Raw genomic sequence first — 20,333 nt, forward strand, 5'->3', positions numbered from 1 at the left:
TGACGCTCGTCAGAACGCCCCTCCGCCTGAACCGCCACCGGAACCGCCGGATGAACCACCGCTGAAACCGCCGCCGAAGCCGCTGCTGTTCGAGGAAGTCGGCATCGATTTGGTTACACCTGTGTTGATGCTGTTGTTCAGCGAAGACAGGAAGATGGCGTTGTTCATGTAATAATAGCTGCCGAATGCGGAAGCCTGGATTTCATTCACCGGGAATTCGACCTGCATCTGTTTCATGACTTTGTCGGCCACGCCCAGAGAAACAGCATAAACCAAGAAATGATCCCATAAAGCGATGGATCCGACTTCACGCATCGGGAAATCACCCACGTCCTTCAGCATATTGCGGAAGCCGTTCCATTCCTGCTTCGTCCGTTCACCTTCCGCAGTCATGATCGGCTTGACCGCCACTGCCATAAGCTGGATGAAGCTGAAAGCCGCACCCAAAACGGCGAGAACGATTGCCCAAGCGGTAAAATTGCCGCTCATGGCGCCGAAGAACACAACAGCGATCACAAGGAAGATATTTGCCACCAAAGCCAGTGCTGCAAAGGCAACGGCTTTCTTATTATCCTTCGAACGATAGGTTTTACGTTTTGGCGTGGCAACGTCCATTACGCGTTCTTGCCATTTTTCCCGATTTTCATTGAATCGTTTTGCTTCAGCCGAGTTATCGGCGATATTCTCGATATCATCGAGGGTGACGCTTTCCCCATTGCCGACATCGCTGATGAACCACTCCAAAAGTTGTTTTTCGTGGCTCAGGAGCGGAGCATTTTTTGTGTCCTTGATCTGCGTCAGCAGGAAGGAGTCTTCCGGCGCTTTTTCCCGCCCAAAGATGCCTTTTTGGGGAATCTGCACCGGTGAAATCGTCAGATAGCCTTTGCGCACAAGATCCAATATAGTCGCCGAAATATCGGCAGCCTGCACATTACCGCTGAAGACAGCACCATTCATGACGGCCGGTGTCATGTCTTCTGGCAATTCATAGATATGGTCCGGCAGATGGATTTCCTGCGGTATCTCTCTTTTTCTTGCTCTCCTTACCCAGAGGAACACCAGAATCGGCAAAATCGGCGCGAACGCGGCAAAAACAGCACTGAGGACGCCGAAAAGTAGCGCATTGCGTTCTTCTTCTTCGGCCAAGGCGGCTTCCTGCGCCAAGATTTCATCGAATTTATCCTCGTTCACTACATTCGGATTGTCTGCAGTAATGCGTGTCGGGAAGATCACATGCGCCTCAACGAACTGATTGGCCGGATTCTGTGGAACGTAAAGCAAAGCTTTTTGGTTGTCTTCCAGCGTCACGGTACTGTTTTCACCGCCACCATGGCCCCAAGCGCGTAATTCCTCTTCAGCTGTCGCTTCCGGCAACAGAATGGTGACATTCACATCGTTCAATGGATCCTCCCAAGCGGAACCGATAACTTTGCGGTTGAATTCGGCGATATCGTTGTAATTCGTGATGATTTCGGGAATGCGGTATTGGTAGATGACTGTCTGGATCTCATCCGTCATTTTGTTGTATACGGTAAAATTCAGGTAATCTCCCGTATTATCCAGTTCGAACGTCCCTGATTCCTCCGTGTCGCTCAAAGCGAACGGAAAAGGATTTTCCGAAAGATAGCCTTGCATCGAAACCTTCACGTCTGTCGGGTCCGCCACCTCCGAAATATCCAATTCATACAGTACCCCATTGAATTTCCCTTCAAAATCGTACGTGATGCTCTCTGTAAAAAAAGCGCTGCCATCCCGCTGTATTTCGACCAACACATCATAATTTGTAATCTCATAGGAACGGGCCTGTACTTCCTTCTGGCCAAATCCGATCAAAAAAAAGAACATAACCAGCACAATCGAGCCTATCCGTTTCATCGTTACCTTCCCCTTCCGATACCCTCCATCAAGCTTGTCGCTTCTGATACCCCCATTTTAACAAACATAAGGCAGTAAGAAAAGCTATCCGAGCCCGCTCTGCCTCGAAAGAAATTTAGGAAATCTGGCCCTGAATGAGCATCGCAGAGCGCAATGGGTCAGATTTATCTAATTTCCGAGAGGCAGGCTCGGATAGCTGGACAATCAGCTTAGATGCTCAAATTGATTGGAATATTGAAAACGCCGAAGGTGATGCATTTACGCACTCGAAAATAGGATAAGATTGGCTATATATAAAAAGGAAGAACCTCAATTCAAGGTTCTTCCTTTTGTTTATATTGGTTTAAACAGCAGTTTTCTATTCAGTCCCCGTTTTCGGTTTGTGAAGAGTCTTGTTCTTCCATCAACAAGGCACTATTGGTGGCTGTCTTCGCCTTGACTTGCGCTTCGACTGACGGTAGCGTGACGGAAGGCGTCGTGATGATACTGCCGGTCAACGCATCCACCCGTCTGATTTCTACAGGTGCATTTTTTATTTCAAGCTCTATGTACCACATTGGGCTGTAGATATCCATATCCGATAGACTCAGCGTACGGTAATACGTCAATTGTACCGTCCGGACAGTCGCATTCGCTGGAATCTGATTATTGAGGTACAAGGCTTCAACCGCGCGCTTCTGTGAAATCACAGTCCGGCTGTTGCCTTGTACTTCTGCCGTTCCCGCAAATGTCTGTTCATAGGAAATGACTTCATAATCGGGATCTAAGTTGAAAATGATGCTGCCCGTGCTGTCGCCGATAGGAATATTGTTTGCGACTTGGGCGTACACAAGTTGTCTCCTGAGCGGCAAATACGTAAGAAAAGAATATTCAGTTCCGTGGAGTACATTCCCTTGCAATATAAAATCCGTGATTGGTGTTCTGTCGACAATCGTCAAATTTTGATCGTCAACCTCCAGAGGAATCGTCTCAGATAAGGTACTGAACAACACACCATCTTCAAAGACTGTCGTCTGATTCTCCAATTTTGACTGATCGGACTCCAAAATGCGGCTCTTGTCCGTCTTCAACAAAGGAATTTTCTCTTGATTGGTCGATAAAGTCGGGAAACTGATATCATCGGCCTTCATTGCCTCTTCGATGTTCAGCGTGTTGCTCTCGCTTCCGAAGCTCAATGTTGTCTCGTTTTTCTCCAACAGGACACTGAGCAAATAGATGTTCAAGGCTGCAAAGGTGAGGATAAAGATGATTTTGATACGTCTAAAATCCACTATCATCCGCCTCCGTTTCCGTTCCGCCGATCCATTGATCCAGCGCTTTCCATACGCCGTCGATCTTGATAAACCATTTAGGCGTCAGATTGACGAGCCGGTTGGATTCTTCACTGAAAGTCCAATCATAGCCCAAAGCGATCATCTGAATTTCTTGGCTACTGTAGCCACCGGCATCCAGCGCAGCCAAAAGATCTTTCCCGCTCAATAGGGCGACATCCTCTCCGCGATCCGTCAATGGTGTTTGGATGACTTGCGTCAGGAATTGCAGTTCCGTCATGGATGATCCGGACATATGGATCCGCGTCAAGCCGTAATCGACTTCCCCGAATATCGGATAGCCGTTCACGTATCTGCGGTAGTAAACATTGTCCGTTTCCTCATCAAACCCATAGAAGTAAAAAGGATTCGTCCAATTATCCAACATCTTGATTTCATGGAAACTGTCGCGGATCAAGCGATAATCAGGCAGCTCTTCGGCATCCAGAATGTTGCGGTAATAGCTCAACTGCCCTGTTGCCTTATCGATGCTCAACTCGGAGATGTTATCACTGTAGCTCACGAATTCATCGTTTCCGTTATCCTTCAGGTCGGTTGTGTCATTGAAAAGAAGATCGATGAAATAGCTGTTCGAAGGCTTTTCCACCAGATAAACCAACTTTTGGACCGTGATTGCCTCTTTCGGAAGGTAGGAGATGGCTGATTCGGATTGATACGATTCCACTTCCATGTACGCTTCCTTTTGTCCTTCGTAAAGATCCACCAACGGCTGCAGCAGATTTTCCGGCCGCGCTGTGGTGAAAACTTGCTTCGTCTCGTCATTCAACAGATAGACGGGATCATCCTCCTTGGAATTGAGGATGATCCGATCGATTCCGTCATCATAATAGTCCTCCTGGAGATTCGTGAAATAACGCGAAAGCAACTCCAGCGGAACCTCTTCGGCAAAACGGATTTCCAATTGCGTCGGTGAGAGAATGAGCGCATCATACTCCTCCTTCGTATAGGTGGAAACGCCCTCGATTCCGTTAAACACACTTTCACTCAGCAATTCATTCACACTTCGCATGATTTCGGGCATTTGCGTCAAATACATGCGCTTATCCGTGTGAACGATCATCCTGATCGGTGCAAAGACATCCTCTACATTCTTCGTATTGGTCAGATTGGCAGAGACCGAGGTCGCTGAATTTTGGCTCAAACCGACCGTACTCGGAGTGGAAAGGATCCTTACCGTAAGGAATAGACTGATTGCAACCAAGGTGTACAAAAGCGCGCTCAGCATCGGTGATTCTTTATGTTTCATCCCCACTCATCCTCCTCATCCATCGGAATGTAAGGCAAGGAAATAAAGAAAGTCGATCCTTTATTTTCCACACTGGTCACCCAGATTTTTCCGCCATGCAATTGAACAACCTCTTTTGAAATGGCCAACCCGAGCCCGGTGCCGCCCATCGAACGCGCACGGGCCTTGTCCACCCGATAAAATCGGTCAAAGACATGGCCGATATCTTTGCGCGGGATGCCCAAACCTTCATCGGTGATACTGATGACGACACTGTTATGCGTCTCCATCAATTTACAGGTGATTTTCCCACCGTCCGGAGAATATTTGATGGCATTGTTCATGATATTGTCGATCACCTGGATAAATTTATCCTGATCGATTTCGACCCACAGCGTGCGCTGCGTAAAGTCCCGTTCGATCGTGTATTTTTTATTGCGGTACTGTTCCGACTTCAGCACCATCTCGAAGCGATCGATGATATGTGCAACCAATTCGTTGATGCTGACGAACTCCCGATTGAGATCTTGTTTCCCTTGGTCCATCCGGGATAAGTTCAGCAGATCGGTGATCATCCGGATCATCCGATCTGTCTCCGTTGAGATGACCTTCAGGAATTCGGGAGCGATTTCTTCATCTTCCCAGGCACCGTCAATCAGTGATTCCGTGTAACTTTTCACGCTCGTCAACGGTGTCCGTAGTTCATGGGAAACATTCGAAACGAAGCTGCGGCGTTCCTGTTCGACCTTTTCCTGCTCCGTAATATCGGAAAGCACACACACCAACCCGCTGATGAATCCGGATTCCCGCTGGATGACAGAAAATTCCCCGCGCAGGATTGTGTCCTGATCATCTGTCGGGATGTTCAGGATCAATTCATCCTGTGTCTCCAACAACTGGCGGAAAGTGAATTTCTCGCCCAGTTTCAGCACCTTCATGATCGATTGTCCGATCGCTTTATCTTGTGAAATCGAGAGCAGATCCATCGCACGGCTGTTGATGATGATGATTTTCCCGCGGCGATCGGTGGCCAACACGCCATCCGTCATGTGCCGCAGAACGCTGTCCAACCTTTGACGCTCCGATTCTGTTGTTTCCTGGGCGTCCTTTACTTTATAAGACAGATCATTGATGGTTTCGGCCAATTCGCCCAATTCATCCGCTCCATAGACGGTCACTTTGCCGGAATAATCCCCATCGGCAATGTTCGCCGTCTGCCGGCGCATTTCGGATATCGGACGCGTGATCCCCCGGGAGATGATAACAGCCAACACAATCGTAATAATGATCGCCACGACCGATGCATTCAAAAAGATGCTTACCGTCTGGCTCATCTGCGAATAGACCGATTCGATGTTAGACTCCATCACCAACACGCCGATGAGGGTACCTGTATTGTCCATCGAATAGATCGGGCTGATGTTCTTCAGCACACGACTATTCGTGTCTTCCTTCACATATTGATAGGACGAGGGGGCATCCAGAAGAATGACTTGTTGGACATCCCGATCAGTCGACTTCGTTCCGATCAAGGATTGTAACGTTTGGTCATTGATTCCGAGAATATAACCCTGTTCATCCATGACCTGCGTTTCCAGGATGTTGGCGCCCGTAAAATCGCTGAGGATGGTCTGTACGGACTCTTCCAGCTTTTCCGTATCATCAGCCATCAGGATCGGTTGCAGCGTTTTCTCCAGAAAGCCTGCATTCAAGCTCATCTGGCTATCGAAATTGCTGATCATTTTCGTTTCCAGTTCACGGATAAAATAAGCCCCGATCAGTTGCAGGGATACCAACAGGAGGAGAATGAACAGCATTGGTATCTTGAAGTGAATGGAGTGAACCAGACGTATCTTTTTGTTCATATATAATTACTCCTGATCCGGATTCTTCAAGAAGTAGCCTACTCCTCTTCGCGTGATCAACCAAGTCGGATGGCTCGGTGTATCTTCAATTTTTTCACGCAGTCTGCGGACTGTCACATCAACAGTGCGGACATCACCGAAATAATCATATCCCCATACGGTCTGCAGCAAATGTTCCCGCGTCATCACTTGACCGATGTGTTTCGCCAAATAATGCAATAATTCGAATTCACGGTGAGTCAACTCGATCTCTACTCCACGCTTCGAAACAATGTACGCATCTTCATGGATGATCAATGCGCCGATTTTGATTTCATTCGTATCGTCTTCTTCAGACGGTGCAACGACCGGAGAGGCTTGTCTCCTCAAGTTTGCCTTTACACGTGCGACTAATTCCCGGTTCGAAAATGGCTTCGTGACATAGTCATCCGCACCCAATTCAAGTCCGAGCACTTTGTCGATTTCAGAGTCTTTTGCCGTCAACATGATGATCGGGACATCGCTCGTCTTGCGGATTTCCCGGCAGACTTCCAAACCGTCCATCTTCGGCAGCATCAGATCCAGCAGGATGATATCAGGGCCCACTTTTGCAAACTGCGCCAAGGCTTCTTCACCATCAAATGCAGTGAAGACATCATAACCTTCTTTGCTCAGATTAAACTTGATTATATCTGAAATTGGCTTTTCATCGTCTACCACTAGTACCTTTTTCATCTTCAAACCTCCTTGTTTCTTGAAACTCTCTGTCCCGTTCGGAACGTCTACTCTTTATTATACAATTGCAGCCGGTTATGTGCAAAGCGTTCCTGAATTACTATCCGTCAGAATCCAGGCGGTTGTACCAAAAAGGACAAGCCATCAATCCTTTTGCTGACTGATGGCTTATCCCCCTATTCGACATTATGGCATGCATATATTGATTTATCAGCTGTGGATGACGACCGGAACCCCGATACCGATCATCCCAAACAGTTCAGCCATGACCCCCGGTGGCGTATTGACACAGCCATTCGATCCGGCAGTAAGCCAATATTCACCGCCGTAAGCCGGCTGCCAAGAAGAATCGTGGATACCGATGCCCGTCCAATCGACTGGCATCCAGTATTCGACAGGCGATTCGTAGTCCTTTTCCGTTCTAGGATTGTAGCCTTTCAAAACGGCATCCTCTTCTTTGTTCCAGATGTAGAAGACCCCAGTCGGAGTTGGTGACATCGGATGACCGGAAACGATATCCGTTTCGAGCACAACGGCGCCATCTTTGTAATACCACATATGTTGGCTTGAAAGATCCACTTCGACATAGGTAGTGCCGATGTCCGCGCCATCAGCATGATAGCCGGTACCGTTATAGTTTGGTGTTACCGTAACATCTTCTCCTGCCAAAACATAGTTGACCAGTTTATCCGTTTCGGCTGCGACAGCTAGTGTCCATCCGTAGGTACCGGATGGAACCTGGACCGTTTCGCCGTCGGTTGCCAAGAAATCGCGCGTACGGGAATACGTGCTGTATCTGTCGCTCAGCCCCTGAAGATAGGCTGCAACGCCTTCACGATTGACCGACACATCACCGTTCTCGTCTACGCCCAACCATTCGGTGATGGCTGTTTGCGGAACGGTTTCTGTCTGTCCGGAAATGGAATATTGGATGACCGTATCAGTCAAATCATTCAATTTCTGCAATGTTTCCGTCAAAACTGGATCGTCCGCGGTCAAGGTTGGTTGCTGATAGGTCTGCGCGAGATCGATTTCTGTTTCCCCGGCAATGATCGCTTCCAGCATTTCTTGCTTCAACAATTCCAGATCGACTTTGTTCCCGGTAGTTTCAGGCGAAATTTCATAACCTTCCGTTGCTTTGACGACAGTGGCGTTCACGGGCGGAGTACGTACTTCGTTCTCCAACGGCATAGCCGCCAAAATGTCGGCCAAAGCTGTCTCATCGACAACTACTCCGCTCAGATCGGTTTCTGCCTGCTTTTCTTGGAAAAGCAGGATTGGCCAATTCCAAACGTTTTGTTCTGCCTTCATCGTTTCCAACTTCTCAGTGTTGTCGATGGACACCCCCAAATCAGCGGGTGAGAATGCATAGATATTTTCTCCATTTTCGACAATTTGGATCTGTGTTTGTGCGATTGCTGCTGTTGTTTCTGCTTTTGCTTGGGCTACGGTATCATTCGATATATCAATGCCATCCAGCATCGTATTCGGTAAGAATTTATCCTTATAATAGCTACCTGCACCAAAGTATCCGGCCACGACCAATAAAATCGCTGTAGCACCAATGATGATGGGTTTCTTTTTCACTTTCAGACCACCTTCTCGTTTCATTACAATCAGATTACGTTTTTGTTACAAATAATCGAAACTTACTTTTTATTACTTTACCATGTTTTCTTGAAAAATCAACCTATTTTACCTTAATTTTTTGATAATAGGATGGATCTCAGGCATTCATCATAATACCAATACGGAAGAAATGCAAACAGACACACTCCGCTTTCACTAGCTCCGCAATGTTCCGGGCGAGCTGAAATGGGCGGCACCTCAATGTTTTCCTCCGGTGAACGCAGGCTTCGCCGGAGTTTGACTACTTTTTGCGTGCGTTCTCCGATAAAGACCGCTTCCTCGGAGTTGTGGTCGATTGTTACATTGTCTGCTCCGGCGGGCGGCGCTTACCGGAGTTAGGGCCGGTTTCTTTCACTGGCTCTCCTCCGCCAACCAAGCAGCACGCACATCAAAAAGAGCCTACCTCAATTCGAGGCAAGCCCTAAATTCCTATGCTTGATTCTGTTTCTCTGCTTTGATTTCGTCCAAAATATAGCTGAAATCAAAGTCTTCTTTTTTGACGATCAGCAAGAGGCCATCACCAAGAGGCACGAGGGAGGTTTCCAATGCCGGATGGTCCAGTACGGTATCCATCAGCTTGTTCAGACGGCGGTGGATTTTGCGGACCCTTTTGGGAACGTCTTTTTCATCATCCAAGATGGTGCCGCCTTGGAAAACATCATCGATGACCAGCATGCCTTCTTTTTTCAGAAGCCGGATGCAGTGGGGCAAAAATTCATAATATTTGGATTTCGCGCTGTCCATAAAGATAAAATCATACGGTCCTTCCAAAGTAGGCAGGACTTCCGCCGCATCGCCTTCCAAAAGCGTCACCTTGTCCGTGATGCCCAGTTTTTCAAAATTCGCTTTGGCGTGGTTGATCATGACCTCAAAACGATCAATGGTCGTGACATGACCTTCCGCTCCGACGTGCTGCGCCATCAGACTGCCCGAAAAGCCGATTGCCGCTCCGATTTCCAGTATCTGCTTAGGTTTGATCTGTCCCAGCAGCATATTCAGGAAAACCGCTGTTTCATGCGGGATGATCGGCACGCCTCTTTCATTCGCTGTCTTTTCCAGTTCTCCTAATTCTCCAGGGAAACGTTTCAGTCTGTCGCGCATAAAAGCGACCAGTTCTTTCTTTACGACCGGTCTGTCCATCATTTCGTTCAATGCCATACTCTTTTCTCCTTATCGCATATTCTATTATTAATGGCAACAAGGCTGGGACAGAATCCCAGCCTTGCGCTTATTCATCGTCTACAACCACTGTTTGGACGGGCTCTCTCGTGACACGGATGCCGCGGATCCGGCCACTTTCGACTTGTGTAGTCGTCAGCAGGTACTCTCCTGTCTGGATCGTCGCATGCTCATCATCTTTCGGAAAATAGCCAAGCTCCTCGATCATGTAGCCGGCGATCGTGTCCACTTCTTCGGAAGCGATCGCCGTCTTGAACAACTGGTTGAACTTGTCCAACGGCATGCGTCCATTGACGACATAATGATTGTCATCGATTTTTTTCGACAGGCGATAAATTTCATCATATTCATCTTCAATGTCCCCCACGATTTCCTCCAGCAGGTCCTCGAGGGTGATGATTCCCTCCACCCCGCCGTATTCATCCTTAATGATGGCCATATGCGTGTGGGTCTTGCGGAATTCGACCAGGAGATCATCGATATAGATAGTGGAAGGGACAAACAAAGGCGTGTTGACCAACTCACGGAAAGAAATCCGCTCGAAACCGACTTCCTTTGATGCCTTCAAAACATTTTTCATATGCAGAACGCCGATGACATTGTCCTTATCTTCCTCATAGACCGGAATCCGTGAGTATTGGCTGTTCAGAACCAGCGCGATATTATATTCCAGATCATCATCCAAATCCATCATCAAAGTGTCGGTACGCGGCACCATCAATTCGCGGGCAAGCTTCGTATCCAACGAAAGGACTCCCTGCATCATCGTAAACTCGGATGGATCGATGACTCCTTCGCCTCGGCTCTGCGCCAGAATGGCCTTCATTTCATCACGGGTGAGCTTTTCTTCCTCATTCGTGAATTCGATCGGCGTCAACTTCTTCAGGATACCGGTCGAGAAAGACAAAAGCCAAACGAACGGCTTAAAAAGTGTCTTGACGACAACAATGGGACCTGCAGTATGACGCGCAATACTTTCGGGCATCTGCAAGGCAATCTGTTTAGGGTACAGCTCACCAAACACGAGCGTTATATAGGAAAGGATGATGGTGATGATGATCATCGCTATCGTTTTACCACCTGCGATGTTTCCCAACAACGGTTCGATATAACCGACAAAATTGGATGAAGCCGACGCACTGCTGAAGAATCCGGCAAAAGTGATGGCAACTTGGATAGTGGCCAAGAAATCATCCGGATTCTCCAAGAGACGCAAAACCTTTTGCGATTTCTTATCGCCGTCTTTGGCAAGCTTCTCGATTTTGGAGCGGTTGATGGAAACAAATGCTAATTCGGCTGATGCAAAGTAAGCATTCAGTAAAGTCAGGGTTAGGATCAAGGCTATTTTTGATAGTAACGACTGGCCTTCGGGGTCTGGGTTCATATGATTTTTTTCTCCTTTTTGATGATGACTCGCGCAGTTGGGACAGGCTTGGAATCAAAACACCGCGCAACTGCATAAAAAAATATAGATTCTGTTCAATTATATACTACTAAATATAGTGAACTCTGCTCGAAAAATCAAGAGATTTTTCATGGGCCGCCTGTTTCAGCTGTCCGGTTCTTCTTTCTTGCGCTTACCTGGATCTACAAGCATTCTCATCCCAATCTAATTTCCCAGCGCGGTCGGCACAGCGCTGGAAGGGCTTCCCTGCTTGATTTATCAAATGTTTAAGAATTTCCAACTATGTGTTTTTAACCGTTGCTTTTTTTGATTTTAATGTTATTATCACATTAGACAACCGCGTTTTTAGGAGGATTTTAATAATATGCTTATCCGCTCACTTGCCATCCCAAAAAGGGAGTTGACCATCGTCAAAGAGTCAGCCACGCTTCAGGATGCACTGGATATCCTCGAAGAGTCCGGCTTCCGTTGTGTTCCGATTCTGGACGAAACAGAAACCATTTTTCGTGGAAACATCTACAAGATGCATATCTATCGGCACAAAGCGAACGGCGGCGAAATGAACCTGCCCGTTACGCACTTGCTGAAGAATGCCACAAAATTCATTTCGATAGACAGCTCATTCTTTAAGGTATTTTTCACCATCAAAGAATTGCCCTATATTTCCGTTTTGAATAAGGATATGACCTTTTACGGCATCCTGACCCATAATGCCTTGCTGAATATGCTGGCCCAATCATGGAGCATCGATGTCGGAAGCTATGTGCTGACCGTCATCGCGCCCGGTCAAAAAGGCGATCTGTACCATATAACTAAGATCATCAACCGCTATTCCTCCATCGCCAGCTGCATTTCCCTGGACATCAACCGTGAGGACGCTTTGCGCAGGGTATTGGTCACGTTACCCGCCGGCACGCCCAAACAGGTGCTGGACTCCATCGTCAAGGCGCTGGAGCGCAAGGATTTCCGCGTGACGGAAATCGAAAACCTGCAAGTGGATTTCTGAAATCCAACCCATCACATTACATTACATTGAGTGCCCGGAGTGGCGTTTTCCCGGCGAGGAGGCCCTCATCGGGAATTCCGCTGAGGCTCTAGACGCCCGCTCGATCTAAAAACTAATACAAAAAGTCGGACGAAGCCTTGTGCTTGTCCGACTTTTTTGCGCATACCCGGATCAGCGCGTAGCGCCATTCAGATAAGGGTTTGAATAGATTTCTTCCCTCACTGTCGTAGGATCGCCGTGTCCCGGGAACAGGACCGTTTCCCCTGGCAAGGTTACGATATATTTCTGGATGCCCTCGATCAGTGTTTCATGGCTGCCGCCCGGCAAATCGCTGCGGCCTACGCTGCCTTTGAAGATGACATCCCCAACGATCGCGAACCCGTTCTCGCGGAAAATAAAAACAGTACTGCCTGGTGAATGTCCAGGAATATGTTGCATCTCAAAACGGAATTCGCCGATTTCGTAAGGGCCCATCTCCTCGAAGAAGACATCCGCTTCTTTTGCCAATCGGACATCGGGAACGTTCGGATTGCGCGCGGACCCGTTCAGTTGCGGATCCAACAGCCATTCCCGTTCAATCGGATTTTGGTAAACGGGAACGTCGTATTTTTCCCGGATCGTTTCGAGGGCTCCGATATGATCGTAGTGCGCATGGGTCAACACGATCGCTATCGGATGCAACGCATTCTCTTCGATGGCTGCGATGATGTCCTCAGCTTGCTCACCCGGATCAAAGATGATCGTGTCATTTTCATGGTCTCCGATCAAAAAATAACAATTTTCTTGGATAGGACCGACTGTGATTGCGTACATTTCCATATATTATTTCCTCCCTCTTTTTCGATTACCTCTCTATTATAAGAGAATGATGAGAAATATCCTAGCAAAAAAAACAGGAGGATCTGCTGACCATCCAGCAAAAGCCTCCGTTCCCCAGTTTTTCTCATACTAAATGTTAACGGATCAAGCCATTTTCTCGGCAAAACCGATGATTTTGTTCAGGTATTTCATGAGCGGCGCCGACACAACCAGCACGACCGCTTCCCCGAATGCCGCTGTCGCAAAACTGAACCAGAAAGGCAAATCAAGAACGATATAGAGTTCGATCGCGACAAGGACCATCGTCATAGTGAAGACGAACGCGGTCATCATCATGCGCTTCATTTCAGAATCGTTGGGTTTGAACAATTTTTCCAAAATAAGGAAAGAGATCAATGTCTGGCCAAATCCGAACACCAAGTCCCAAGCTCCTAACGTCGAAAAAATCAGATTGGCGATAAAAACACCCGCCAAAACACCGTATTTATAATTTTTGTGGTAGCCCACCAAATGATTCAGCATTTCTGAAACACGGAATTGGACGGCACCGAATGACATAAATGCAAAAATCCCTGTCATGGCAACGTATAGCGCTGCAATAATTGTATTGATAACCATTTTTCTTGTATTCAACCTAAAAACCTCCTAGTTTTTTTTCGTGGGATGGTAGACGAACCACGCACTCATCTTTGAGCTAGGACAGTTTACCATACATGTTCGCTTTTGAGAACGACTGGCGACGTATTTTCATCTGATTTTCATTACCTAAAGGCGAGAGCGCCAGAGATGCGGATTATGTATGACTCTGTATGATCCTGTATGACTCTGTATGATCCTGTATGACTGTTCTCCTCCGGTGAAGCGCTTCTGGGCGGAGGTGGAATGCGATCGAGCTGCTCTTCTCCGGCGAGGCTACCCTGGTCGAAGGTGGAACACAGTCCAGCCGCTCTTCTCCTGCGGAACAACTCTTAGCCGGAGTTGGAGCGCCCTCGCCCTCTCCCTCCCCCACATTCATTTCTATCACACACGCAGCAAAAAAGCTGTCCGTCCCTAACAGGCAACCGACAGCTTTCCAGATTTATCTTTCCTTCTATTTGTAGACACGCGGAACGCGGGCATTGATTCCCGTCAAAATTTCATATCCGATCGTATCAATCGTTACGGCCATTTCAGATGGATTGTTGACAAGCCCACCGTTTTCCCCCAAGAGCGTCACCTTCGTCCCGACCGGATATTCTTTCGGCAGACTGATCATGCACTGATCCATGCAGATGACTCCCCGGATTGGGCAGCGCTGCCCATCGACGATAACCGTCTGATGGCGAAGATCCCGCCGCCATCCGTCCGCATAGCCGATTGGGAGCGTAGCGATCCATTCTCCTTCAAAAGCGCGGTAACGGGCGCCATATGCGATTGTGTCGCCTTCATGCATCTGCTTGACATAGCTGATGTGCGTATCCAGCTGTACCGATGGCTTCAATTCATACGGAAGCTCCAATACGGTGTCAGAAGGATTGTACCCGTACATTGCGATACCGACGCGGACCGCATCCGTCTGGAATGCTTCATGCCAGAGGGAAATGGCGGAATTTGCCAGATGCACAATCGGCGGTCGCTGAGCCAATGCGTTCAAGATGTCTTCAAACAAAGCGAGTTGGCGATCAACCAAGGTCGGATCTTCACCATCAGCCGTCGCAAAGTGCGTAAAGATACCTTCGAAAACAAAATCATCCAGTTCAGCAATACGCGCCTCAAAGGCTTTGACCTCCTCGACCGTCCGCAAGCCAATCCGTCCCATCCCCGTATCGATGGCCAAATGCACCCGAATCGGCAGCTCCGTTTTCCGTCTGTTCAGATACGGTAAGGCGTCATCCAACCATTCCTTTGCCGTTACGGCAACGCTGATTCCGTTATCAGCTATGAGCGCAGCGTCTTCTGACTCAGTTGGGCCCACGACCATAATGAAGTCATCGGACAGTCCGTTTTCCCGCAATTCCATTGCCTCATCCAACAGCGCGACACAAAAACCGTCCACGCCTGCTTCCTTTGCCTTTTTCGCGACCGGGACAGCGCCCAGTCCGTAGGCGTCCGCTTTGACGACCGCAAAAAATTTCTTTTCAGGAGACAGACTCTTCCTGATTTGTTGGATGTTCCACGAAATAGCTTCCAAATCGATGGTTTCCACTGTGGGACGGTGCTTTCCTACTACCATGTTGTAAGACCCCTTTACTTTTCTAGTACCACTTGCGCGGCAATGATGTTCCCCGAATGGGTGATGGAAACGAACCCTTTCCCTTCGAACGGAGATTTGGTTATTTCAGGCTTCCGGTACTCTCCGGGCAAAATTTCGATATCTTGGAAAGACAATTTGCCGATACCTGTTCCGTAAGCCTTCGAGAAAGCCTCTTTTGCGGCATAGCGTCCAGCCAGAAATTCCATTTGGCGTGACCCGCTCAAAACCAGAAACAATTTCAGTTCCGCTTCGGTCAAAACCCTTTCCGCAAAATCTGACCGCCGCTCATAGGCACTTGTGATGCGGTCCAGCTCGGTCACGTCCAATCCTATTCCATAAATCATTCCGTTCACCGCCTCTTTTTCATGCATTGTTCTCATTTTACCAAAAACAAAAAAAAATTCCAGCATAAGAAAAACCTCTTCTCCTGGCGGAAGCCAATTGGAGAAGAGGTTTTATCACTGATTAGTCGTTGTTGTTACGGATAGTGAAGCTATGGCTACTTTTCTTAGGTGCGCTGGCACTGCTGCCGCCACCACGTTTGTCATCATAGCGTTTGCCGCCGGAGCGTGGTTTGCTGTCGCTTGAGCGATTTTTGTTGAAACTGCGCTCACCGCCGCGTTCTCCGCCGCCACGTCTGTCTGATGAACTACGGTTACCTTTGTAGCCGCCGCCACCTTTACCTTTGTAACCACCGCCGCCTTTACCTTTTCTTGAAGGTAATGGACGTTCTGGTGTGATTTTAACAGGAACATCAGTAGCATCTTTAGAAAGACTCTTCAAGAATGCTGCCACCAAATCTTCAGCAGTGTGTTCTTCAAGCAAGCGAACAGCTGCACGATTGTATTTGTCTGTTTCTGTTTCTTTAACCAATGTTTCCACTTCATCCATAGCTGTTTTCACTTGGCCACGGAAAGCTTCTTCATCACTCGGTGGTTGTAATGGAGTGATCGGTTTTTTGGTCAGGTTTTCGATGGTACGCAAGTAGTCCATTTCGTTTGGTGTAACGAAAGTCACTGACATACCTTCTTTACCGGCACGACCAGTACGGCCGATACGGTGAACATAGCTCTCTGGATCTTGCGGGATATCGTAGTTGTATACGTGTGTAACACCTGAAATATCCAATCCACGAGCAGCAACGTCAGTCGCTACCAAGATATCCAAATCGCCTGTTTTGAATGCGTTCAATACGCTCATACGTTTTTGTTGCGTCAAGTCGCCGTGGATGCCTTCCGCACGGTAACCGCGTAATTCCAAACCTTTTGACAATTCGTCAACACGACGTTTTGTACGGCCGAATACGATAGCCAATTCAGGATTTTGCACATCGAACAAACGAGTCATTGTATCGAATTTTTCAAAGTCTTTACATTTAACGAAATACTGATCGATTAAGTTAGCTGCAGTGTGTGACGCTTTGATTTTGACATGCTCTGGAGCGTGCATGAATTTGACACCGATTTTTTTGATTGAGTCAGGCATTGTAGCTGAGAACAACAATGTTTGACGTTCAGCCGGTGTTTCGCTCAAGATTGCTTCGATGTCTTCCAAGAAGCCCATGTTCAGCATTTCATCTGCTTCATCCAGAACTAATGTTTCGATGTGATCCAGACGGATTGTTTTGCGTTTGATGTGGTCCAAAAGACGACCTGGTGTTCCGACAATAATTTGCGGTTTGTTTTTCAAAGCACGGATTTGACGGTTGATGTCAGCTCCACCATAGACAACCTGCACGGATACTTTTTTGTCGCGGCTCAAACGGTATAATTCTTCTTGCGTTTGGATAGCCAACTCACGTGTAGGTGCAATAACGATACCTTGAATAACTTTGTTGTTGTTATCGATTTTTTGCAGCATAGGCAATCCGAAAGCAGCTGTTTTACCAGTACCTGTTTGTGCTTGCCCAATAACGTCCAACCCTTGCAATGCCAAAGGAATGGTTTGTTCTTGGATTGGTGTTGCTTCCTCAAATCCCATTTGCTCAATCGACTTCAATAACTCCGCGTTTAACCCTAATTCTGAAAATTTCATGTTTCCTCCTAATTTTGAGAAACTAAAATTTAGAGAGTCTTTTCTTTTACCCACATATCTCATGCGGTTCATAATCTTATAAATAAAAGATAAACCTTTTTTACTTAATCCCTTGAATAGAAAGCTTGATAAATCAAACATTCTGCACTTCGCAGAAAAAACCCTCTTATTTCTCTATTCTTACCAACAGCAATAATAACACGTTCCGTAGATTATTACAAATCATTTCCTCTTAAAATAATGAAGTTCCTTACAAAAAAACCTTGTTGTAAGTATATTTTCAATGAAAATGACAAGTAATTCTACAATTTACCGACATTTGACATATGCGTTCCACATTGGCTTTAAAAGGGGTCTGTTTGCTTTCGCGACGACGTGGCCCATCCAAATCCTTTATATTTCCTATTATACACGCAACGCTGCTACAACAGCCAATAAATCAGTGCCGAAACTGGATTTAATCAGCACTTGGTCGGCTTTTTGAAGCTCTGACTTCAACTTTTCGACCAGTGGTGTTTTCTCCCCAACATAATGATAAAGCGTGCCTTCCGGGAAGACAGTCCTTAAATTTTCATAAAGGGCGCCCATTTCTGGGCCGTAAAGATAGACCTGATCAAACTCTTCCGGGGAAATTTCGGCTGCCAATCCTGCGTGCAGCTCAGCTGAACGTTCGCCCAGTTCACGGATATCGCCGAGCACTGCAATTTTCTTTCCCTCCCGCGGAAGCTTCGCGAATGAGCGCAGCACAGCCGCCATCGAAGTCGGGCTAGCATTATACGCATCATTCAACAACTGCGAGCCATTTACGCCATCCAGCCACTGCGTACGGTTGGCGGTCAGCTGGAAGGTAGCCAAAGCTTCTTTCACTTCAGCAAGCGGCATGTCCAATACCTGCGCAGCGGCTAAGGCTGCCAAAGCATTCCGGACATTGTACACACCCAGTACAGGGATCTCCAGATCGACGCTCGGATCCAGATTCACGTGAAATGTTGTTCTGGTTTTGCCTGGAACGATGTCATAGGCATACACGGCCGCCGTTTCATCTGTACCGAAAGTCAGTTGACGGAAGTGGGATTCCTCAGCCAGCTCGTCGGCAATCAACGGCTCGTCGCCAGGATAGATGAATGTCCCTTCCGGTTTCAATCCTTCCAAGATTTCCATTTTGGCTTTGGCGATGCCAAGGCGGCTCCCGAGGAACTCCAGATGACTGTCCCCGATCAAGGTGATGATGGCGATATCGGGTTTTGCCAATCGGCTCAACAAACTGATTTCACCAAAATTGCTCATGCCCATCTCAAGCACCAGCACTTGGGTGTCTTCCGGCATCTCCAGAATGGTCATCGGCATACCGATTTCATTATTGTAATTGCCTTCCGTCTTGTGGACACGAAAACGCGCGGACAGGATGGCTGCCGTCATGTCCTTAGTGGTCGTTTTCCCGTTGCTGCCGGTGATCGCGACCACTTTTGGTTGGATCATATTCAGATAGGCTTCCGCCAGTTTTTGCAAAGCTTCCAGCGTATCATCCACCAGAATGACGGCAATCTCTTCTGGCGCTTCTCCTGCTGGACGACTCCATAAAGTTGCCGTCGCCCCGTTTTTGATTGCCGATTGGACATAATCATGCCCATCCGTTTCCCCCTGCAAAGGCACAAACAAACTATCGGACGTTGCTTTTCGGGAGTCGAAGACTACGGAATTTATTTCAGCGAAGCGGTTGGCCGACGTATAGTCGATCGCTCCGACAGCTTTCACAACATCAATGATGCGTAATGGTTTCATACTCAGTTCCTCATTTCCGTTTTTTTTCGGCAGTTCCTTCGGCCGCTCTCAAAAAAAGCCGTCCTTTCCCGGGTTCGCAGCAAGTAGTACATGCTTTCAGCGCTGCTGACGATCAGGAAAATCACGGCCTTTTGTTCATCATTCTACAAATTGATAGGATAATTTTTCTTCATGGCGCTTCAAGGCCAACTGGATCAGCTCTTCCACCAAGTCGCTGTATTTCAATCCCGTTTCTTCCCAAAGTAACGGATACATGCTGCGGGAAGTGAAGCCAGGCAAAGTATTGACTTCGTTTATGTAGATTTCATAGTTTTTGGTCACAAAGAAATCGCACCGGCTCAACCCGCTGCCGTCAAGCGCTCGGAAAGCGATTGTTGCATAATTCTGCAGCTTGGCGGTGATTTCTTCCGGTAATTCGGCAGGGATCTGCAGCAAAACTTCTTCATTGCCGTATTTCTCTTCGTAGTCGTAGAAATCTTTGGTTTTAACGATTTCACCAGGTACGGATGTATGGACATCGTCATTTCCCAATACAGCGATTTCGATTTCACGGGCTTCGATGCCTTGTTCCACGACCACGCGACGGTCATAGCGGAAAGCCGTCTCGATTGCAGCGGTCAACTCTTCAAGATCCGTAGCTTTGGAAATGCCGACACTTGAGCCCATATTGGCTGGTTTTACATACATCGGATAAATCAGGCTACCTTCGCATTGAATGAAAATCTTCTCGCGGTCATTTTTCCAATCATTCCGGGTAACGGCAACATATGGCACTTGCGGCAACCCTGCCTGTTGGAAAAGATGTTTGCTGACGATTTTATCCATCCCGCTGGCGCTGGCAAGAACACCACAACCAACATAAGGCATATCCAGCACTTCAAATAGCCCTTGTACTGTACCATCTTCGCCGTTCGGTCCATGCAATACCGGGAAAATGACAGCATCTTCAGACTGGATATCTGCAGGCGAAATCACTTCGCCGTATGATTGCCCATCCTGCGAATCGGCAAAGTGCTTCTCGGAACCCGGCTCCAAATAAAGATTCTCAGAGAATGCCACTGGTTCAGAAAGGGATTGCCCCTGAATCCATGCGCCTGCCTTGGTGATATAAACGGGCACAACTTCATAATAGTTGAAATAGATCGCTTTTATGATTGAATGTGCTGTCAGGATCGAAATATCGTGCTCAGCGCTCTTTCCGCCATAAATCAAATAAATTTTCATCGAGAAATCCTC

16 protein-coding genes and 1 riboswitch are annotated in these 20,333 nt (G+C 47.5%); of the genes, 1 reads left to right on the plus strand and 15 read right to left on the minus strand.

Annotated elements, in window-relative coordinates; genetic code table 11:
* Positions 1-9: 9 nt before the first annotated feature.
* From ACKPCD_RS14415 to ACKPCD_RS14450, 8 genes are all read right to left on the minus strand, one after another.
* Positions 10-1,875 (minus strand): DUF2207 domain-containing protein, encoded by a 1,866-nt coding sequence (locus ACKPCD_RS14415; protein WP_321433633.1) that lies wholly within the window; start codon positions 1,873-1,875, stop codon positions 10-12.
* Positions 1,876-2,237: 362 nt separating this feature from the next.
* Positions 2,238-3,146, minus strand: a complete 909-nt coding sequence (locus ACKPCD_RS14420; RefSeq protein WP_276647370.1) for a two-component system regulatory protein YycI — start codon at positions 3,144-3,146, stop codon at positions 2,238-2,240.
* The gene (locus tag ACKPCD_RS14425; protein ID WP_321433634.1) at positions 3,136-4,452 is read right to left on the minus strand and encodes a YycH family regulatory protein; all 1,317 of its coding nucleotides are present in this window, start codon (positions 4,450-4,452) and stop codon (positions 3,136-3,138) included. The genes ACKPCD_RS14420 and ACKPCD_RS14425 overlap by 11 nt, the downstream gene beginning before the upstream one ends.
* Positions 4,449-6,296 carry a cell wall metabolism sensor histidine kinase WalK gene (walK, locus tag ACKPCD_RS14430; protein WP_068560273.1) on the minus strand — a complete coding sequence of 616 codons (1,848 nt, stop codon included), beginning with the start codon at positions 6,294-6,296 and terminating at the stop codon, positions 4,449-4,451. Before walK ends, ACKPCD_RS14425 begins: the two co-directional genes overlap by 4 nt.
* A gap of 6 nt (positions 6,297-6,302) precedes the next feature.
* Positions 6,303-7,010, minus strand: coding sequence for a cell wall metabolism response regulator VicR (gene yycF, locus ACKPCD_RS14435; protein ID WP_321433635.1), 708 nt, complete (start codon positions 7,008-7,010; stop codon positions 6,303-6,305).
* A gap of 210 nt (positions 7,011-7,220) precedes the next feature.
* Positions 7,221-8,597, minus strand: coding sequence for a L,D-transpeptidase family protein (locus tag ACKPCD_RS14440; RefSeq protein ID WP_321433636.1), 1,377 nt, complete (start codon positions 8,595-8,597; stop codon positions 7,221-7,223).
* 471 nt (positions 8,598-9,068) lie between these two features.
* Positions 9,069-9,797 carry an O-methyltransferase gene (locus tag ACKPCD_RS14445; RefSeq protein WP_321433637.1) on the minus strand — a complete coding sequence of 243 codons (729 nt, stop codon included), beginning with the start codon at positions 9,795-9,797 and terminating at the stop codon, positions 9,069-9,071.
* 70 nt (positions 9,798-9,867) lie between these two features.
* Positions 9,868-11,202 carry a hemolysin family protein gene (locus tag ACKPCD_RS14450; protein ID WP_321433638.1) on the minus strand — a complete coding sequence of 445 codons (1,335 nt, stop codon included), beginning with the start codon at positions 11,200-11,202 and terminating at the stop codon, positions 9,868-9,870.
* A gap of 385 nt (positions 11,203-11,587) precedes the next feature.
* Here ACKPCD_RS14450 and cbpA point away from each other — a divergent pair, with 385 nt between their 5' ends.
* Positions 11,588-12,229, plus strand: a complete 642-nt coding sequence (gene cbpA / locus ACKPCD_RS14455) for a cyclic di-AMP binding protein CbpA (RefSeq protein ID WP_068560259.1) — start codon at positions 11,588-11,590, stop codon at positions 12,227-12,229.
* A gap of 171 nt (positions 12,230-12,400) precedes the next feature.
* Here cbpA and ACKPCD_RS14460 read toward each other — a convergent pair whose 3' ends face one another.
* From ACKPCD_RS14460 to ACKPCD_RS14490, 7 genes are all read right to left on the minus strand, one after another.
* Entirely contained in the window at positions 12,401-13,048 is a 648-nt protein-coding gene (locus ACKPCD_RS14460; RefSeq protein ID WP_086988891.1) for an MBL fold metallo-hydrolase, read from the minus strand.
* 144 nt (positions 13,049-13,192) lie between these two features.
* Positions 13,193-13,681, minus strand: a complete 489-nt coding sequence (locus ACKPCD_RS14465; RefSeq protein ID WP_068560253.1) for a QueT transporter family protein — start codon at positions 13,679-13,681, stop codon at positions 13,193-13,195.
* A gap of 6 nt (positions 13,682-13,687) precedes the next feature.
* Positions 13,688-13,733: riboswitch (PreQ1 riboswitch) on the minus strand.
* 405 nt (positions 13,734-14,138) lie between these two features.
* Positions 14,139-15,260: an alanine racemase gene (alr, locus tag ACKPCD_RS14470; RefSeq protein ID WP_321433639.1), complete on the minus strand. Its 1,122-nt coding sequence runs from the start codon at positions 15,258-15,260 to the stop codon at positions 14,139-14,141.
* A 14-nt stretch (positions 15,261-15,274) separates the two neighbouring features.
* Positions 15,275-15,625, minus strand: coding sequence for a holo-ACP synthase (gene acpS / locus ACKPCD_RS14475; protein WP_068560421.1), 351 nt, complete (start codon positions 15,623-15,625; stop codon positions 15,275-15,277).
* A 121-nt stretch (positions 15,626-15,746) separates the two neighbouring features.
* Positions 15,747-17,315 carry a degradosome RNA helicase CshA gene (locus ACKPCD_RS14480; protein WP_321433640.1) on the minus strand — a complete coding sequence of 523 codons (1,569 nt, stop codon included), beginning with the start codon at positions 17,313-17,315 and terminating at the stop codon, positions 15,747-15,749.
* 405 nt (positions 17,316-17,720) lie between these two features.
* Positions 17,721-19,097 (minus strand): UDP-N-acetylmuramoyl-tripeptide--D-alanyl-D-alanine ligase, encoded by a 1,377-nt coding sequence (locus ACKPCD_RS14485; protein ID WP_321433641.1) that lies wholly within the window; start codon positions 19,095-19,097, stop codon positions 17,721-17,723.
* Between the two features lie 138 nt (positions 19,098-19,235).
* Positions 19,236-20,321 carry a D-alanine--D-alanine ligase gene (locus ACKPCD_RS14490; RefSeq protein WP_321433642.1) on the minus strand — a complete coding sequence of 362 codons (1,086 nt, stop codon included), beginning with the start codon at positions 20,319-20,321 and terminating at the stop codon, positions 19,236-19,238.
* Positions 20,322-20,333 lie beyond the last annotated feature (12 nt).

The sequence above is a fragment of the Trichococcus flocculiformis genome (genome assembly GCF_963662535.1).
GTDB classification, from domain to species: domain Bacteria; phylum Bacillota; class Bacilli; order Lactobacillales; family Aerococcaceae; genus Trichococcus; species Trichococcus flocculiformis.